Annotated in this window: 16 protein-coding genes; 1 reads left to right on the forward strand and 15 read right to left on the reverse strand. The window is 69.7% G+C overall.

The annotated features are described in order from the left end of the window. Nucleotides 1-404: 404 nt before the first annotated feature. The gene (locus VV867_RS27605; RefSeq protein ID WP_328568097.1) at nucleotides 405-1793 is read right to left on the reverse strand and encodes an aldehyde dehydrogenase family protein; all 1389 of its coding nucleotides are present in this window, start codon (nucleotides 1791-1793) and stop codon (nucleotides 405-407) included. A 103-nt stretch (nucleotides 1794-1896) separates the two neighbouring features. On the opposite strand from VV867_RS27605, the gene ptrR reads away from it, so the two are divergent. Beyond that, nucleotides 1897-2781, forward strand: coding sequence for a putrescine utilization regulator PtrR (gene ptrR, locus VV867_RS27610; RefSeq protein ID WP_275626837.1), 885 nt, complete (start codon nucleotides 1897-1899; stop codon nucleotides 2779-2781). 152 nt (nucleotides 2782-2933) lie between these two features. Here ptrR and VV867_RS27615 read toward each other — a convergent pair whose 3' ends face one another. The 14 genes from VV867_RS27615 to VV867_RS27680 all read right to left on the reverse strand — a co-directional run bounded on the left by VV867_RS27615 (nucleotide 2934) and on the right by VV867_RS27680 (nucleotide 16221). Further along, nucleotides 2934-3374, reverse strand: coding sequence for an FCD domain-containing protein (locus tag VV867_RS27615; protein ID WP_328568116.1), 441 nt, complete (start codon nucleotides 3372-3374; stop codon nucleotides 2934-2936). 579 nt (nucleotides 3375-3953) lie between these two features. Further along, complete coding sequence (locus VV867_RS27620; RefSeq protein ID WP_275626838.1) at nucleotides 3954-4379, reverse strand: lipocalin-like domain-containing protein; 426 nt, start codon at nucleotides 4377-4379, stop codon at nucleotides 3954-3956. 4 nt (nucleotides 4380-4383) lie between these two features. Next, the gene (locus VV867_RS27625) at nucleotides 4384-5220 is read right to left on the reverse strand and encodes an alpha/beta fold hydrolase (RefSeq protein WP_275626839.1); all 837 of its coding nucleotides are present in this window, start codon (nucleotides 5218-5220) and stop codon (nucleotides 4384-4386) included. Continuing rightward, nucleotides 5217-6176 (reverse strand): VOC family protein, encoded by a 960-nt coding sequence (locus VV867_RS27630; RefSeq protein ID WP_328568098.1) that lies wholly within the window; start codon nucleotides 6174-6176, stop codon nucleotides 5217-5219. Before VV867_RS27630 ends, VV867_RS27625 begins: the two co-directional genes overlap by 4 nt. A 34-nt stretch (nucleotides 6177-6210) precedes the next feature. Beyond that, nucleotides 6211-6957: an SDR family NAD(P)-dependent oxidoreductase gene (locus VV867_RS27635; protein WP_328568099.1), complete on the reverse strand. Its 747-nt coding sequence runs from the start codon at nucleotides 6955-6957 to the stop codon at nucleotides 6211-6213. 28 nt (nucleotides 6958-6985) lie between these two features. Continuing rightward, complete coding sequence (gene iaaH, locus VV867_RS27640) at nucleotides 6986-8428, reverse strand: indoleacetamide hydrolase (protein WP_328568100.1); 1443 nt, start codon at nucleotides 8426-8428, stop codon at nucleotides 6986-6988. 13 nt (nucleotides 8429-8441) lie between these two features. Further along, nucleotides 8442-9179, reverse strand: coding sequence for an aspartate/glutamate racemase family protein (locus VV867_RS27645; protein ID WP_328568101.1), 738 nt, complete (start codon nucleotides 9177-9179; stop codon nucleotides 8442-8444). A 16-nt stretch (nucleotides 9180-9195) separates the two neighbouring features. Continuing rightward, nucleotides 9196-10521, reverse strand: a complete 1326-nt coding sequence (locus tag VV867_RS27650; RefSeq protein WP_328568102.1) for a M20 family metallopeptidase — start codon at nucleotides 10519-10521, stop codon at nucleotides 9196-9198. 10 nt (nucleotides 10522-10531) lie between these two features. Further along, the gene (locus tag VV867_RS27655; protein ID WP_328568103.1) at nucleotides 10532-11560 is read right to left on the reverse strand and encodes a ring-hydroxylating dioxygenase ferredoxin reductase family protein; all 1029 of its coding nucleotides are present in this window, start codon (nucleotides 11558-11560) and stop codon (nucleotides 10532-10534) included. A 51-nt stretch (nucleotides 11561-11611) separates the two neighbouring features. Continuing rightward, nucleotides 11612-11980: a VOC family protein gene (locus VV867_RS27660; RefSeq protein WP_328568104.1), complete on the reverse strand. Its 369-nt coding sequence runs from the start codon at nucleotides 11978-11980 to the stop codon at nucleotides 11612-11614. A gap of 170 nt (nucleotides 11981-12150) precedes the next feature. Continuing rightward, a complete protein-coding gene (locus VV867_RS27665; protein WP_275626846.1) occupies nucleotides 12151-12642 on the reverse strand; it encodes a flavin reductase family protein in 492 nt (163 codons plus the stop codon). 14 nt (nucleotides 12643-12656) lie between these two features. Then, nucleotides 12657-13859, reverse strand: a complete 1203-nt coding sequence (locus VV867_RS27670) for an OmpP1/FadL family transporter (protein WP_328568105.1) — start codon at nucleotides 13857-13859, stop codon at nucleotides 12657-12659. A gap of 5 nt (nucleotides 13860-13864) precedes the next feature. Then, nucleotides 13865-15094, reverse strand: coding sequence for a styrene monooxygenase/indole monooxygenase family protein (locus VV867_RS27675; protein ID WP_328568106.1), 1230 nt, complete (start codon nucleotides 15092-15094; stop codon nucleotides 13865-13867). A 134-nt stretch (nucleotides 15095-15228) separates the two neighbouring features. Beyond that, the gene (locus VV867_RS27680; protein ID WP_328568107.1) at nucleotides 15229-16221 is read right to left on the reverse strand and encodes an AraC family transcriptional regulator; all 993 of its coding nucleotides are present in this window, start codon (nucleotides 16219-16221) and stop codon (nucleotides 15229-15231) included. Nucleotides 16222-16298 lie beyond the last annotated feature (77 nt).

The following is a 16298-nucleotide window of genomic DNA, read 5'->3' on the forward strand; positions in this document are numbered from 1 at the left end:
TACGCCGCCCCACCACGCCATTCCCATTGTAGGAGCGCGCCCTGCGCGCGAAATCGCGGACAGAGTCCGCTCCTACGGTACAAGCAGGCACTGCTTCTCGTAGGAGCGAGCTTGCTCGCGAACCGCATGGCACCGGGTTTGTTCGCGAGCAAGCTCGCTCCTACGAAGAGCACCTCTGCACAGTCAGAAGTAGTAGAGCGCCTCGACCATGGTCCCCAGCCGCGTGCGGTCACGGCCGTTGCCATAGGGGCGATCGTGGTCCCGGGCGTCGAACCAGTCGTAACGGACTTCCGGGCGCAGCACTGGGCGTCGGCGGCAAGCGTCCACGGCAGCAGGTCACGAACCATGGGCGCAACCTGGTGCCGAGCCCGCGCCGGAGGCTCCGGGGGAAACGGCCGGCCCCGTCAGCGGCGATCCACCCAGACGGTCTGCGCATTGCAGAACTCGCGCACCCCGAAGTGCGACAGCTCGCGGCCGAAGCCGCTCTTCTTCACGCCGCCGAAGCCGACGCGGGCGTCGCTGGCGCTGTAGCCGTTGATGAACACGCCGCCCACCTCCAGCTCGTCGGCCATCTGCCGCGCGCGGGCCTGGTCGGCGCTGAACACCGTGGCGGTCAGGCCGAAGTCGCTGTCGTTGGCCAGTTCCAGGGCATGGCGGGCGTCCCTGGCGCGGATGATCGAGGCCACCGGGCCGAACAGCTCCTCGCGGAACGAGGTCATCCGCGGGGTGACCTCGGCCAGCACGGTAGGCTGGTAGAAGTTGCCCGGGCCCTGCGCCTTGTCGCCGCCCAGCAGCAGGCTGGCGCCTTCGGCGAGGGTGCGCTGCACCTGGTCGTGCAGTTCGTCGCGCAGGTCGAAACGCGCCATGGGGCCGATGTAGGTCTGCGCCTGGGTCGGGTCGCCCATCGCCAGCTCGCGGGTGGCGGCGACGAAGCGCTCGGTGAAGGCATCGGCGATGCCGTCCTCGACGATGAAGCGCTTGGCCGCGGCGCAGACCTGGCCGGAATTCTGGAAGCGCCCGGCGACCGCCGCCTTCACCGCCAGGTCCAGGTCCGCGTCGGCCAGCACGATGAAGGCGTCCGAGCCGCCCAGCTCCAGCACGCACTTCTTCAGCGCCGCGCCCGCCTGGGCGCCGATGGCCGAGCCGGCGCGCACGCTGCCGGTCACGGTGACGGCGGCGATGCGCGCGTCGCGGATGGCCTGGGACACCAGGTCGTTGCCGACGTTGATCACCTCGAACACGCCCGCCGGGAACTGCGCCTGGCGGAACGCCTGGCGCAGCAGGTAGGCGCAGCCCATGACGTTGGGCGCGTGCTTGAGCACATAGGTATTGCCCGCCAGCAGTGCCGGCACGGCCCCGCGCAGCACCTGCCAGATCGGGAAGTTCCACGGCATCACCGCGAGGATCGGGCCCAGCGGGCGGTATTCGATCCAGGCGCGCTCGTGCTCCACGCTGGTCGGCTCGGGGGCGAGCATCCGCGGGCCGTTGGCCGCGTACCAGTCGCAGAGCCCGGCGCACTTCTCCACCTCGCCGCGCGCCTGGGTGATCGGCTTGCCCATCTCGGCGGTGATGCGCTCGGCCAGGGCGTCGGCGTTGGCGCGCAGGGCCTGGCCGAGGCGGACCAGCGCGGCGGCGCGCTGCTCCAGCGGGGTGCGCCGCCAGCCGGCATAGCCCTGGGCCGCGCGGGCCAGGGCCTGTTCCAGGGCTTCGGCGGACTCGAAGGCGTAGCTGTCAATCACCTCGCCGGTGGCGGGGTTGCGGGAAATCGCGTGGGTCTGGGGCGTGATGCTCATGGCGCGCTCCTGGGGGCGGATTGGGGTAGCGCCAGTTTCGCGTTGAGTGATGCTTATGAAAACTGAATAATAAAAAGCATTACGCTCTCGTTTGGAGAATGAAATGGACCTGGTCCAGCTGGAAATCTTCTGCGCGGTGGTCACCCACAAGAGCATCGCCGCCGCCGCGCAAGCCATGCACCGCGTGCCCTCCAACCTCACCACGCGGATCAGGCAGCTGGAGGCGGACCTCGACGCCGAGCTGTTCATCCGCGAGAAGAACCGCCTGCGGCTCTCCGTGGCCGGGCACGACTTCCTCGCCTACGCCACGCGCATCCTCGGCCTGGTGGAAGAAGCGCGGGTGGCGGTGTCCGGCAAGGAGCCCAGCGGGCGCTTCCCCCTCGGCTCGCTGGAAAGCACGGCGGCGGTGCGCATCCCCAGGCTGCTGGCGCGCTACCACCAGCAGTACCCGAAGGTGGAGCTGGACCTGTCCACCGGGCCTTCCGGGGCGATGATCGACGGGGTGATCGCCGGGAAGCTGATCGCCGCCTTCGTCGACGGCCCGATCAAGCACCCGGCGCTGGAAGGCATGCCGGTGTTCGACGAACAGATGCTGGTGGTCGCCCCCTCGCACCACGCGCCGATCCGCCGTGGCCAGGACGTCCACGGCGAAATGATCTACGTGTTCCGCGACAACTGCTCCTACCGCCACCACTTCGAACGCTGGTTCGCCGCCGACGGCGCCGCGCCCGGCGCCATCCGCGAACTGGAGTCCTACCACAGCATGTTGGCCTGCGTGAGCGCCGGCGGCGGCCTGGCGGTGATGCCGCGCAGCATGCTGGCGAACATGCCGGGCAGCGCCTCGGTCAGCGCCTGGCCCATGGCCGGCGACTTCGCCCGGCTGAACACCTGGCTGATCTGGCGCAGCGACTCGCGCTCACGCTCGCTGGAGCTGTTCCGCCAGTTGGTGCGGGAGCAGGCGGCGGCGCTGGACATGGCCGGGGGCTGACAGCGCCAGGGGAACCGCCGTCGAAGCCTGGCGGCGCCGGCCACATGAGCTGCGACGCCAAGGCGCTGGAACGCATCTACCAGGCCATGGCCACGCAGCAGCTGGTGCTGGTGCCTACGCGCCGGTGAATGGAAAGACCGGGCCCCGACGGGCTATGAAATCTTCATGCGCGAAGTCAGGTTCTGCTGCATGAAGTCCAGGAAGCGTCGCTGGAACAGCATGGTGTGCTCGTGGGCGGCCTTCTCCGCCGCGTCGGCGTCGCGGGCGGCGATGGCCTCGACGATCTCGGCATGGTCGCGCCCTGTGCTGTCGGCGCTGGCGGCGCTGATGATGAAGTCGAAGTACAGGTGCGAAAGCCGTTGCCCTTCTCCCAGCAGCCTCTCGTAGTAGCCAGTGAGGCAGGGGTTCTTGCCGGCGCGGGAGATTTCCATGTGTAGCGCCTTGTTCGGCTCCGTCATGGCCTGGAAGTCGCCGCTGGTGATCGAGGTCATGTACGCGGTCTCCGCGGCGCGGATGCGCTCCAGGTCCTCGTCGTTGCGCTGGATGGCCGCCAGCCGGGTGACGGCGCGCTGAAGCAGGTCCGGCGCGGCGATTCTGGTAGGTGCGCGCGTCCAGGCGGTTGCGGAACATCACGTAGGGCACTTCGTCGATCTGCTCGTACAGCGGATGCTGGCGGTTGATCCTATCCTTGAGTTTCACCCCGGCGTCGGCCAGCTCGCGGGTGTTCTCGGGGCGATGGGCGAGCCGGCGCAGCAATGCCGCGCCGCCGGTGAAGAAGAGAAAACAGGCGGAAAATCAAAAAGTTATATGAACAGGCGGGAAGCACGGGCGGCAGCCCGCGTGTGGCAGGCGGGTCGAATGGAGGGGGCGAAGCCGGGGTTACGTTAGGATTTCAACACATGAAGGTAAGAAATATTGGATTCATCCAACATGAAACTTGCCATCAAGATAGTGGCCACGCCCAGGGTGCCGAGCCGTAATGGACGGCTATGGCCCGGGCGCAGGGATCATGGGGCAGCCCCCGGCGAACGCCGGGCCGGGCGCCTCTGCCAGCGTGCCAGTGGACGCAAGGTGAGCTGCATTGTCGGGGGGCGAGCCTTGCGCCATCAGCACCACGGGTGCCGGAGGTTCCGGCACCCGTTTTTTTTGCCGGGCGACCCGCGGCCGTCCGCTCAGCGCACCCGCCGCCAGAGCAGCCTGGCGGTTCGCGCCTCGGGGGTGCCCTCCTCCAGGCGTGCGCTGAGCGCCAGCACGTCGCCCTCCAGCTGGGCGATGCGGCGCTGGCTGCCGCCCTCCCAGTTGGGGAACAGGCTATGGCGCACGTGGTGCAGCACGGTATCGCCCTGCACTTCGTAGCCGCCGGCGTAGGTCAGGTAGCTGCCGTAGGCGGCGGCCTTCTCTTCATCGCTGGCCGACCATTGCCCGCCGCTGCGGAAAGGCTCGCGGTCCTTCCTGGCGACCACGCAGAACATGCCATGCGCGCCGTACTCGATGAAGCCCTCCAGCGCCACGCCCATCGGGTGGAGCACGCGCCCGTCGTCGTAGAGCTGCTCCCAGGCCAGGATTTCCCAGCGGCCCTGGATGTCTGTTGCGTTCATGCTGTCACTCCGCTGCATCGGTGAGGAAATCAATCAGCAGGCGGGTGAACGCCCGCGCCCGCTCGATCTGCACCCAGTGCCCGCACTCGCCGAACACGTGCAGCTGCGCATGGGGGATCAGGCGCAGCAGGCGCTCGGAGACCTCCAGCGGTATCACCCGGTCGTCGCGGCCATGGATGAGCAGGGTCTGCTGGGGCAGTTCGCGCAGCGCGGCTTCAGGCACCGCGAGCATCTCCACCCCCTGCTGGCGCGGCGCGGGGAACAGCTGGGCGAAGCGTGACTGCACGTCGTCGCGGATGCTGGCCTCGTAGCGCATGCGCACCAGGTCGTCGTTGATCAGCGAATGGTCGTAGGCGAACACGCCCATCAGCTCGCCCATGGCCTGCAGCGAGGGCTGGTAGCCCCAGACCTTCTCCAGGCCCTCGGTGATGGGGAACGAGATGCCCGCCGAGCCCATCAGCACCAGGCGCTTCACCCGCTGCGGATGCCGCTGGGCCAGCGCCAGCGCGATGGCGCCGCCGAAGGAGTTGCCGACCACCGAGACCCTGTCGATGTCCAGGGCGTCGAGCAGGCCGGTCAGTTGCCCGACCCAGGCCTCGGGGTCCAGCCGGCGGCCGGCCGGGCACTGCGTATAGCCGAAACCGAGCATGTCCGGCGCTATCACCCGGGCGCGCCCGGACAGTTCGGGGATCACCCCGCGCCAGTTGGCCCAGGCGGTGACGCCCGGGCCGGAGCCGTGGATCAGCAGGATCGGCTCGCCCTGCCCCTGGTCGTGGTAGTTGATGGTGCAGTCGCCGACCCGCAGGTGGTTGGCGATTTCCGCTGATGTCGAAGTAGTCATTGTCTGGCCTTCGCGGTCTGGCTGGTGGTAACGACGGGGGCACGCATCCCCTGCTCGGCCAGGCGCTTGAGGATCTGCCTGGCCTCCTCGCGCTTGTCCGGCGGCAGCCAGGTGCGGTCATGCCCCCACAGGCTCATGCCCTGCAGCTCTTCCACCTCCCAGTCGGGGCCGATGGTGCGCCCGGCCCAGCCGAGCTCGAACATCCAGCCGTCGGGGTTCTTCAGGTAGAAGGAGGTGACGTGGTCGTTGATGTGCCGGCCGAGGGTGACGCCGATGCACTCGGGGTCGGCCAGCGCCATGTCGTAGGCCCGCCCGAGGTCGTCGAAGTCGTTGTACTCCAGCATCATGTGGTAGATCTTCGCCGGCCCGCCGGTGTGGGCGATGCCCAGGGTGTGGTGGCGCGGGTTGACGTGGAGGAACTCGACGCGGAACGGCGCCCGCGCGCGGTCGCTGACCTTGAAGCCCAGCACCTCCTTGTAGAGGTGGCACATCTGTTCGAAGTGCGCGGTGATCAGGGCCACGTGGCCGATGCCCAGCTCGCCGGTGCGGAAACCGCCCAGCGGGCGCCCCGGCACGAAGGGGCTGGCGGCGTCGGCCAGGCCCCAGGCCACCTCGATGCGCACGCCGTCGGGGTCGCTGAAATGCAGCATCCCGGCGACGCCGCGCAGGGCGTTCTCCTGCGCCGTGCCGCGGGTCACCGGGTAGCCCGCCGCCGTCAGCGCCTGGGCGGCCTGCTCCAGCTCCTCCGCGTCCCCGACCTCGAAGCCCATGCCCATGCTGGGTTCGCCTTCGCAGGCTTCGAGCAGCAGGCGCTGGACCTTCTGGTCGGCGCGCAGGCGCACGCAGCGCCCCGGCTCGACCACTTCCACCTGCAGGCCGATGTGTTCCGCCGCCTGCTTCTGCCAGGCCGGCAGGTTGGGAGTGCCGACTATCACGTAACTCAGTGCCCTGATCATGCTTGCGCCTCTCCTGCGCTGGTCCATGTCTGTGTCATTCCGCCGACATCCCGCCATCGACCGAGAGGGTGGCCCCGGTGACGTAGGAGGCCTGCCCGGAAAGCAGCCACAGCAGCGCCGCGCCGACCTCCCCGGGCTGGCCGATGCGCCGCATGGGCACGCCGTCGTCGTACAGGTGGTCGTCGCCGCCGGTGACGCGGTCGAAGCTCGGCGTCTTGATCGGCCCGGGGCAAAGGGCGTTGACGCGGATGCCGCGGGTCGCGTAGTCCAGCGCCGCGGCGCGGGTGGCGCCGACGATGCCGTGCTTGGCGGCCACGTAGCCGGCGGTGCGCGGCATCGCCTTGAGGCCGAAGATCGAGGCGTTGTTGACGATGGAGCCGCCACCCGTGCGCAGCATCGCCTCGGCTTCGAACTTCATCATGTAGAGGACGCCCTTGAGGTTGATGTCGACCACCTCGTCGAGCTCATCCAGGGGCGTTTCGTGGATATCGTGGAACGCGCGCTGCAGGCCGGCGTTGTTGAAGGCGCCGTCGAGCCGCCCGTAGCGCTCCACGGCCAGCGCCACCAGGGCGCGGCAGTCGGCGGGGCGGGACACGTCGGTGGCCAGGAACAGCGCCTGGCCGCCGGCCGCCGCGATCTCATCGAGCACTTCCGCCCCCGCCTGCGCATCGCGGTTGCCCAGCACCACCCGGGCCCCCGCCCTGGCGAGCGCCAGGCAGGCCTCGCGGCCGATGCCGCTGCCGCCGCCGGTCACGACTATCACCTTGTTGTCCAGATTCATGCTTGCTCCTCCAGGAAAGCGACCGGCATCAGGCCGGCGGGATGCGCCCGAGCACGGCTTCCAGGGCGATGCCCACGGCCAGCAGGCGGCGGTCCGAACCAAAGGGCGCGTCCAGTTCCAGGCCCACCGGCAGCCCCGTGCGCGGGCCCAGCCCGATGGGCAGCTGGATGCCCGGCAGGCCGGCGCTGGCGGCCGGCTCGGTGTTCTGGATCAGCCGCTCGAAATACTCCGGCAGGTTGACCTGGTCGCTGGCCGGCGGCGCCACTATGGGCGTGGTGGGGAAGACCAGGGCATCCAGCCGGTACTGCTCGAAGAGGTCCTGGTAGTGCTCCTTCAGGGCCGGGCGGGCAGTGTTCTGAGCCGCCTCGTAGAGCGGCGCGACGTCCACCAGGCCGCCCTCCCCCGGCGCCTTGCGCGGCAGCACCCACTGCTCGTAGATGGCGCGCACGTCCGGGCTGTGGATGTCCCTGGCCAGTTCCTCGATGCTGATGCCCGGCCCCTCGTCGCGCAGGTAGGCGACCATCGAGTCGTAGGCTTCGTGGATCACCACCGGGAAGCCGACGGCGCGGTTCAGTTCCTGCAGGCGTGTCTCGGGCAGTTCGACGAAGTTCACGCCATGGCTGGAAAGCTTCGCCAGGGCGGCCTCGGCCACCTCGCGGACGTCGTCGTCCAGATGGCTCCAGAAGTCCTCGACGATACCCAGGCGCAGCCCGTCCAGGCTCACCGGCGGCAGCGCGTATTCGTCGCTGATCAGGGCATCGAGCAGGGCGACGTCGGCCATGCACAGGGCCATGGGCCCCACGGTGTCGCGGCTGCGGGCGATGGGGATCACGCCTTCGCTGGAATAGCGGCCGGCGCTGGGGCGCAGCGAGGAGCAGCCGTTGAGCGCACAGGGAATGCGCATCGAGCCGCCGGTGTCGGTGCCCAGCGCCGCCAGGGCCATGCGCGCGCCCAGCGCCGCGGCGCTGCCGGAGGACGAGCCGCCGGCGATGCGCTCGCTGTCGTAGGCGTTGCGCACGCCGGGCTGGCTGCCGGTGTTGAAGGCGGCGTTGTAGCCGGTGGCGCCGAAGGCCAGCTCGTGCATGTTGGTCTTGCCCAGCAGGATCGCCCCGGCGTCGCGCAGGCGCTGCAGCGTCGGCGCGTCCTGGCGCGGGACGAAGCCGGCCAGCGCCGGCGTGCCGGCGGTGCATGGCAGGCCCGCGGCGTGGATGTTGTCCTTGACCACGATGGGGATGCCGGACAGCGGCTTCTGCCGCCGCCCCGCGCGGCGCGCGGCATCGGCGGCCTTCGCCTCGGCCAGCGCACCGTCGCCGTTGAGGGTGACGTAGACGTTCAGCTCGCGGCCGTCCTCGGCGCGGTCCAGGCAGGCGCAGACCAGTTCGGTGCTGCTCAGTACGCCATCGCGGAAGGCCGTGACGGCTTCGGCGATGGTCAGGTCGGCAAGGGTCGGGGAGTCTTGGAAGAGTTTCATGCAGTGGCTCCGTTCAACGGCTGAACGCCTCGTCCTTGAGTCGCTCCGGACTGGGATAGGCAAGCTTGCTGTGGGCGAGGCCGAGGTCGAGCAGCACCTCGCACAGCTTGTAGGCGATGACGCCGGGGTTGAGCACAGGGACGTCCAGGTGCTGGCTGAGGAAGGCGTGGGACTGGTGCATGGTGGTGGAGCCCAGCACTATCACCTCGGCGCCGTCCTCGTGGATGGCCAGCCGGGCGGCGTCCAGCAGCTTGGCGAAGACCACCTCCTCCTTGCCCTGCAGCAGGGCCTCGGTGTCCGGGCGCACGTCGATGGAGCGCAGCGAGGCCAGCCGCGATTCGAGGCCGTATTCCTTGAGCGTCTTGCGGTACAGCGGGAACCAGCGCGGCCACATGGTCAGGATGCTGAACTTGTGGCCCAGGGCGCAGGCCAGGTGGAAGGCGCTCTGCCCCGGCGCCAGCACCGGGATCGACAGCCGGGCGCGCAGCGCGGCCAGGCCCGAGTCGCTGACGGTGTTGATGCACACGGCATCGAAGCCCTCGTCCTCGGCGCGCATGCCGGCCTCGATCACCGCCAGCTCCATCAGCGCCATGTCGTAGTAGCTGTCGGCCAGGGTCGAGACGCTGCCGGCGCCGACGAAGCACACCTCGATGTCCGGGCGTTGCAACGCCGCCGGCAGCTGGGACTCGACCAGGGGCCGGGTCTGCTCGCTCAGCGGCACGGGGAAGATCATTTTCACGCGCTTGCGCATGTGAGTTCTCCCGGGCTCAAAGGCCCAGCTGCTGGCGTGGACGGGTCAGGGTGTCGATCAGCGCGTAGAGGATCTTGCGCGCGCAGGGCATCAGGTCGGGCACGTAGGTCGCGCCCATGCCGCCCAGGCCCTCCGCCACCGGCAAGGGCGCGCCCTGCGCCGGCCACGGCCAGCCGATGCGCGCGGTGGGCACGCCGTAGCGGCGCAGCGCGGCGCCGTCGGTCTGGCCGCCGAGCCAGTCGGGCGTGCCGTGCGGGCGCCGCTCGATGTGTTCCCAGCCACGCTTGCACGACTGGACGATCCAGTTCTGCGGGTCGGTGCTGCCGCCGGGCACGGAGCCGTACATGTCCCACTCCAGCTCCAGGTCGGGGCGCCGCGCCTGCAGGTCGCGGACGAATGCGGCGAACTGCGCCTTGACGTCGCCCGGGCTGCTGCGCGGGTTGATGCGCACGTCGAAGAAGATTTCGGTGACCGCCGAGGGGAACGCCGGGCGCTCGACGTCGCCGCCGCGGATGCCGGCGATCCAGCCGTGGGGCTTGACCACCCCGGAGGTGTTGCGCTCGGCGTAGTCGATGATCCATTGCTCCAGCTCGCCGACCACCGCCGCCGCCGGCACCACCGAGCTGCGGAAGCCCGGGGTGCCGCGCGGCACCCCGGCGTAGCCGAGGCTGCCGTAGACACGCAGCTTGAACCAGGCCATGCCCGGCTCCTCGTGGTACACCCAGTTCCACGGTTTCATGATGATGGCGAAGTCCGGCGCGGCCCCGCGGTTGAGCAGGTGCAGCACGCCGTTGGACATGCCCGCGTGCTGCCGCGCCGAGATGTCCACCGGCATGCCGCCGTCGGCCAGCCCCAGCAGCAGGTCGCCGGTCAGCGGCACCCCGGCCTCGATCAGCGCGGTGGCCACTTCGGTGAGGGTGGCGATCATGCCCTTGGGGTTGGAGGCGCCGAGGCCGAACACCCAGTCGTCGACCTGCTGGGCCATCGGCAGCATGTCGGCCTGCCCGGCTTCGCCGGTCAGCAGCTTCTCGGCCTCGTCGCATTCCAGGTGGGTGTCCAGCGGCGCGTACAGCATCACGCTGGCGCCGCCGCCGCTGCCGCGCAGTTCGCCCAGCACGTTGCCGCTGGTGAAGCTCATCGGCTGGTAGCGGGCGGCCATGCCGATCTGCTTCAGGTGGGTGGTCATGAATTCGCCCACGGCCCGGGCCGAGCCGGTGGGGCTGTGGATGTCGGTGATGGCGAACAGCAGGTCCTGCAGGCGCCTGGCGTCGAGCCTGGCGCAGGCCTGCTCGTACCATTTCATCTGCTCGGCGGAGAACGGCATGGAGGTGGTGGGTTGCATGCTGGCGCCCTCAGTGGCTAGCGACGAACTGTTCGCTGAAGATGTTTTCGGGGGCGACGCCCAGCTCGATCAGCCGCGCCGTGGCGGCATCGATCATCGGCTGGGGGCCGCACAGGTAGGCCACGCAGTCCGGGCCGCTCACGTCGCCCTCGCGCAGGGCGCTGACCGGGCTGCCGTGGTGCAGGTCCTCGCGCGGCTCGCGGTCCACGCAGATGCGCGCTTCCAGGCTCGGCAGCCACTGCTTGCGCAGCTCGATCTCGTCGAGGCCGAACAGCACTTCCGGGGTGGCGCAGCCGAAGCTCAGGAGCATCGGCGGCTTGCGCCCGCCGAGCTTGTGCAGGGTGTCGATCATCGACAGGATCGGCGCCAGGCCGGTGCCGCCGGCGACGAAGATGTGCGGCGCGCGGCGCTTCTCCTCGCGCAGGAAGAAGGCGCCGTAGGGGCCGCTGAGGGTCAGCACCTCGTCGGGTTTGACCTGCTCTTCCAGGTAGCTGGACATGGCGCCGCCGGGCAGCAGGCGGATGAGGAACTCCAGCTTCGGCAGGTCGGCGGGGGTGCTGGACGGGGAGTAGCTGCGCAGCACCTCGAAGCCCGGCACCTGGATCTGCATGAACTGCCCGGGGCGGAAGTCCAGGCATTCGCCATCGGCCAGTTCCAGGCGCAGGCGCACCACGTTGCTGGCGATGCGCTCGGCCGAGTCGACGAAGGCATGCACCTCCCCGGCCGCGCCCGAGCCGACCTCGCTGCCGTAGGCCAGCTCGAAGGTGCAGTCCGATTGCGCCTGGCACAGGCACAGCAGGCGCTGGCCGGCGGCGTACTCGCTGGCCAGCAGCGTGGAGCTGGCGCCGGGGCGGGTAACCGCCTCGCCGTCGGCGAGGTGGGCGATGCAGCTGGAGCAACTGCCGGAACGGCACTGGTACAGCAGCGGCACCTGCGCCTCGAGGGCGGCGTCGAGGATGCTGGCGTCGGCAGGGACGCTGAAGCTGCGGCTGACGCCGTCGGAGAAGTTCACGGTGACTTGGTGTGTCTGGTCTTTCATGAGTGGGGTCCCACGGGATACGTCGATGGTGCGGCGGGCCGGCCGGCCTGCTCAGTCCTTGTGGAAGATCGCCAGCTTGTTGCCGTCCGGGTCGCGGAAATAGGCCATGTAGAACCCCGGGAAACGCTCGCCGGGCAGCCCTTCGTCGCTGGCGCCCAGAGCCAGGGCCAGGGCGTGCAGCTGGTCCACCCGCTCGCGGGAGCCGGCCGGCAGGGCGACCATGTTGCCGTTGCCCGGCTGCGCGGGGCGTTCGTCATAGGGGGTGCAGATGCCCAGCATCGGTTGTTCCGGGGCCTGCCCGTACAGGCTCAGGCGCGGGGACTCCAGCAGCGCGGTGGCGCCCATGGCGCCGAGGAAGGCGCCATAGAACGCGCGGGCGCGTTCCAGGTGGTTGCTGCCCAACAGCGTGTATCCAATCATTGCAAGGCCTCCGGAGCAGGCAGGGCGTCTTTCGTTGTCATGGCCCGATCATAGGAACCGGGGGTGGCGCCCACACTCCAATGGGTTCCCCGGTTATCCCGCCAGCGCAAATAAACCCAGCGCCGCAGGAGGAGAAACGGCGGCCCTTCCCGGGCCGCCGTGCGGGCTGGCTAGGCGCTCTGCGCGCGGGCCAGGTCCTGGTAGCGGCCGCGGTGGAACAGCAGCGGCCGCATGTCCGGCTCGGGCGCCGCCATGCGCAGCACGCGGCCGACCAGGATCAGGTGGTCGCCGCCGTCGTAGCGGTGCTCGGTGGCGCACTCGAACACCGTCAGGCAGCCCGGCAGCAAGGGCACGCCGCCCACGCCGGTGCCAACCTCCAGGCCGGCGAACTTGTCCGTCGAGGCCTGGGCGAAGCGGTCGGACAGCGCCCGCTGCCCCTCCCCCAGCACGTGCACGGCGAAGTGCTCGGAACCGGCGAACGCGGGGTAGCTGTAGGCGGACTTGCCGATGCTCCACAGCACCAGCGGCGGCTCCAGCGAAACGGCGTTGAAGCTGTTGGCCGTGACACCGATGGGCCAGCTCTCGCCATCCAGGGTGGTGACGATGGTGACGCCGGTGGCGAACTGGCCGAGGGCCTGCCTGAGTTGGGCTCTTTCGATCATGGCAATGCCTCCGCTCAGAACGCCACGCCGTAGCTCACGGACAGCCAGTGCTGGCCCATGTACGGCGAGGTGACCGCATCCGGGCCGGCGCCCTCGCCTTCCACCTTGTCCTTGAAGGAACGGGCGTAGGCCAGGGACAACTCGTGGCCGCCGGTGAGGCGGTAGGTGCCGCCGAAGGTCACGTGCCGGTGGTTGGCGGCCGGCGCCAGGATGCCCAGGTAGGTATCGTGGCCATCGAGCAGCTGGTTGGCGTCGTTGTAGCCGGCCCGCAGCGTCAGCCGCTGGTTCAGGTCCCAGGCCGCGCCCACCCGCCAGATGCGCTGGTCGCGCCAGCCGAAGCCGGGCCCGTCGGAGTCCCCGGGGGCGCCGGTGGCGCGGCTCACGCCGGGGTTGCCGAGGGACCTGACGTCGCTCCAGTAGACCTTCTGCAGGTCGGCGGCGAGGGTCAGCGGGCCGTGCTTCCAGGCCACGCCCAGGGCCCAGTTGGACGGCATGTCGAGGTCGCCGCCATCGGCCAGCAGCTTGTCGAAGCGGTGCATCTTCGACATGTAGCCGCGGGTGGCGTAGCTGGCGCCGAGGCTCCATTCGGGTGTCAATTGGCCGATCCAGCCCAGCCGCAGGCCGGCGCCGTAGGACTCGTCGCGCCCCTGGGGCAGGCCGATGCTGGCGGTGCCGTCGATGTCCAGCACCTGGCGCAGCAGCATCAGGCCCACGCCGACGCTGTGCTGCTCGTTGAGCTTGCGGGCATAGCTGGTGGTGGCGACCATCTGCTGGAACTGCGAACCGGGGTTGCGCAGCCCGCCGAAGTCGGCGTCGCGGGCGTAGGCGGTGCCCACGCCGTTGCCGACCACCGAGATGCCCAGGCTGCTGACGTCGTCGAGCATCTTGTTGGCGCCGAACTGCGGGATCACGTACAGGTCCCGGTCCTTGGAGCCGCTGATCGTGTTGCCGGCGAACTCGGCGCCGTTGTCGGCCTTGAGGAAGGCGGCGCCGACGTCCAGGCGGTCGCCGACCGCGACCATCCCGGCCGGGTTGGAGGCGCCGACCAGCGAGTCCTGCGGCAGGGCGATGACCACCCCGCCCATGCCCTCGGACTTGACGCCATAGCCATGCGGGAAGGTGCCCTGCGTCGCCCAGGCGGCCTGCAGCGGGAGCAGGCAGGCGACGAGCGCACCGGCACGGCCGGGCAACAGCGCTTTGTTGTGCTGTACGGGCATGGCGGTCACCCTCGCGCGGCGCTGAAGGAGGCGATGAAGCGCTCGGCTTCGGCGCTGTCGTAGTACCAGGGCACCAGGCTCTTCGGGTCGTCGAAGGCATTGGCCACGGCGGCGGCCAGCGCCGGGTCGGCGGCACAGGCGGTGAACACCTTGAGCACGGACTCCGGCGGCGGCAGCAGGTGGGTGTTGGTGAAGCGCGCGACCCACTGGGCGTAGTCCCAGTAGCGCTCGAAGGTGGCGTTCTTCCAGGTGTCGTCGAAGGGTGCCCGCCCCTGTTCGAGAATGGCGTTCATGTAGACGTTGGCGCACTTGCTGGCGTTGTTCGAGCCCTGCCCGGTGATGGGGTCGTTGAGCACCAGCACGTCGGCCATGCCCAGCACGGTGCGCCCGGACGGCAGGTAGCCGATGGGCTTGCGCACGGTGGGGGTGACCCGCCCGACCAGGATGCCGAGGTCGTCGGTCAGGCGCAGGTTGCGACAGCGCGGGGCCTCCCAGGGGAAGAAGCGTTCGATCAGCTCCACCGCCAGCGCCAGGTGTTCCGCCGGCGTGCTGACTTCCGCCCAGCGGTCCATCGGCCCGCCCTCGATGCATTCGAGGTTGATGATGTCCCCTGCCCCGCTCAAGGTCAGGCAGGGGAAGTTGACGTACTCGCCGATGCCGGGGTTGATGCTGATGTTCAGCGCGCTGTAGTCCTCGCGCGGCAGCATGCCGTGCACGTAGGTCAGCGAGATGGTGCGCATGGGGCGGTCGAAGGTGCTGCGCTCGGCGTCGCGCTCGAACAGCCTGCCGATCTCGCCCTTGCCGCTGGCGACTATCACCAGGTCGGAGGCGGCGGCATAGCGCTCCAGGTCATCCAGCCCCGCTTCCTCGATCACCAGCCGGCCGCCCAGGCGTTCGAACTCGTTCATCCAGCGCGGCATCTTGATCCGCTGGTCGACCGACTGGCCGGGGGCCTTCATCGGCGAGCGCCAGTCGACCATCAGGCCCTCGGCGTTGCCGGCACGCATGTGCACGCCCACGGTGGGCGGGCAGCTGTCGTCCCAGAACGCCAGGCCCAGCTGGCGCTCGAAGCCCAGGGCCATGTCGTACATCGACTGGCTGGACAGCACCCGGCCGGCGGCGATGTCCGCGGCGCTGCGGTTGGAGATCAAGGCGACGTCGTAACCCTGCTTGAGCAGGCCGATGCCCAGTTGCAGCCCGGCCTGCCCGGCACCGACGATAGTTATTCTTCTCATGCGGTCCAACTCCATCATCAAGTTTGGCGATGGCTGCGGGTGCAGCCACGGCCCTCAATGTGGAGCAAGGCGGACACAGCGAATATGCAGGCCCTGCAGCGATCATGCGAATACTGCAAGAAGCTCGCGGGGCGTCAGCCGCGGCCCCTGGCCAGGGTCTGGCGCGGTGTCTCGGCATAGCGCTGGCGGTACTCGATGGCGAAGCGGCCGAACTGGAAGAAGCCCCAGCGGGCGAGTATCTCGGTCACCCGGGCGGGCTGGCGCGGGTCCTTGAGGTCCTGGTGCACGCGCTCCATGCGCACGTCGCGCAGGTAGCGCATGGGGCTGACGCCCAGGAAGCGCTGGAAGCCGTGGTAGATCGAGCGGCCGCTGACGCCGGCGATGGCTGCCAGCGTCTCCACGCTGATCGGCTGCTCGGCGTGGGCCTGGATGTAGTCCACGGCCAGCTTGACGTGGCGCGGCAGGACCTGGGCCGAGGGCTCGCCGAGCCGCTCGCTCAGGGTGTTGGGCTGCCAGGTCAGCAGCGTGGTCATCAGCGTCTGCTCGAACTGCGCCCTGACCAGGGGCATCTCGAACAGCTGCGGGGCACGCTGCAGCACGTCGAACAGCTGCCGCGCCGTCTGCCCCCAGACCGCCCCGGCGGCGTTGCGCAGGTCCATCAGCGGGTGGAACGCCAGGGGCTGCTGGGCGTCGTGATCGAGCAGCGCGACGGCATGCCGTTCGAGGGCGCCGCGCTCGATGCGCACCACCAGCTTCTGGCAGTCGCCGCTCCAGTTCATCTCCAGGCTCTCGTCAGGCGCATGGATGCTGCCGTGCAGGCTGTCGCTGAGCAGCTCGCGGCGGCCGATCCGCTGCCGGTCGTGGCCGGCGAAGGGCAGCTGCACCAGGTAGAACGAGCCCAGCTCGCCGGGGCGGATGTGCACGTCGGCGCCGTAGCGCATGCGGCTGAAGCTCAGCTGTTCGGTGCGCAGGTGCTGGTGCCGGTAGTCCAGGCGGCTCGCCGCCTGGCGCAGCTCCAGGCGATGCTCGCAGAACACCGAGGCCACCAGCCGGCGCGTCTCGTCGAGGTCCTGCGAATGCAACAGCGCATCGCAGTTCAGGTGGCAGCCGTCGGGCACTGTCGTCATCTTCGCCTCCCAAGGGAAATCGCCATGCCGGGTTCCCGCTTCGCCGCGCCGGGCCTGCACGCGCCCACCGTACCCTG

Source organism: Pseudomonas sp. JH-2, from assembly GCF_036231725.1.
GTDB lineage: Bacteria > Pseudomonadota > Gammaproteobacteria > Pseudomonadales > Pseudomonadaceae > Pseudomonas > Pseudomonas delhiensis.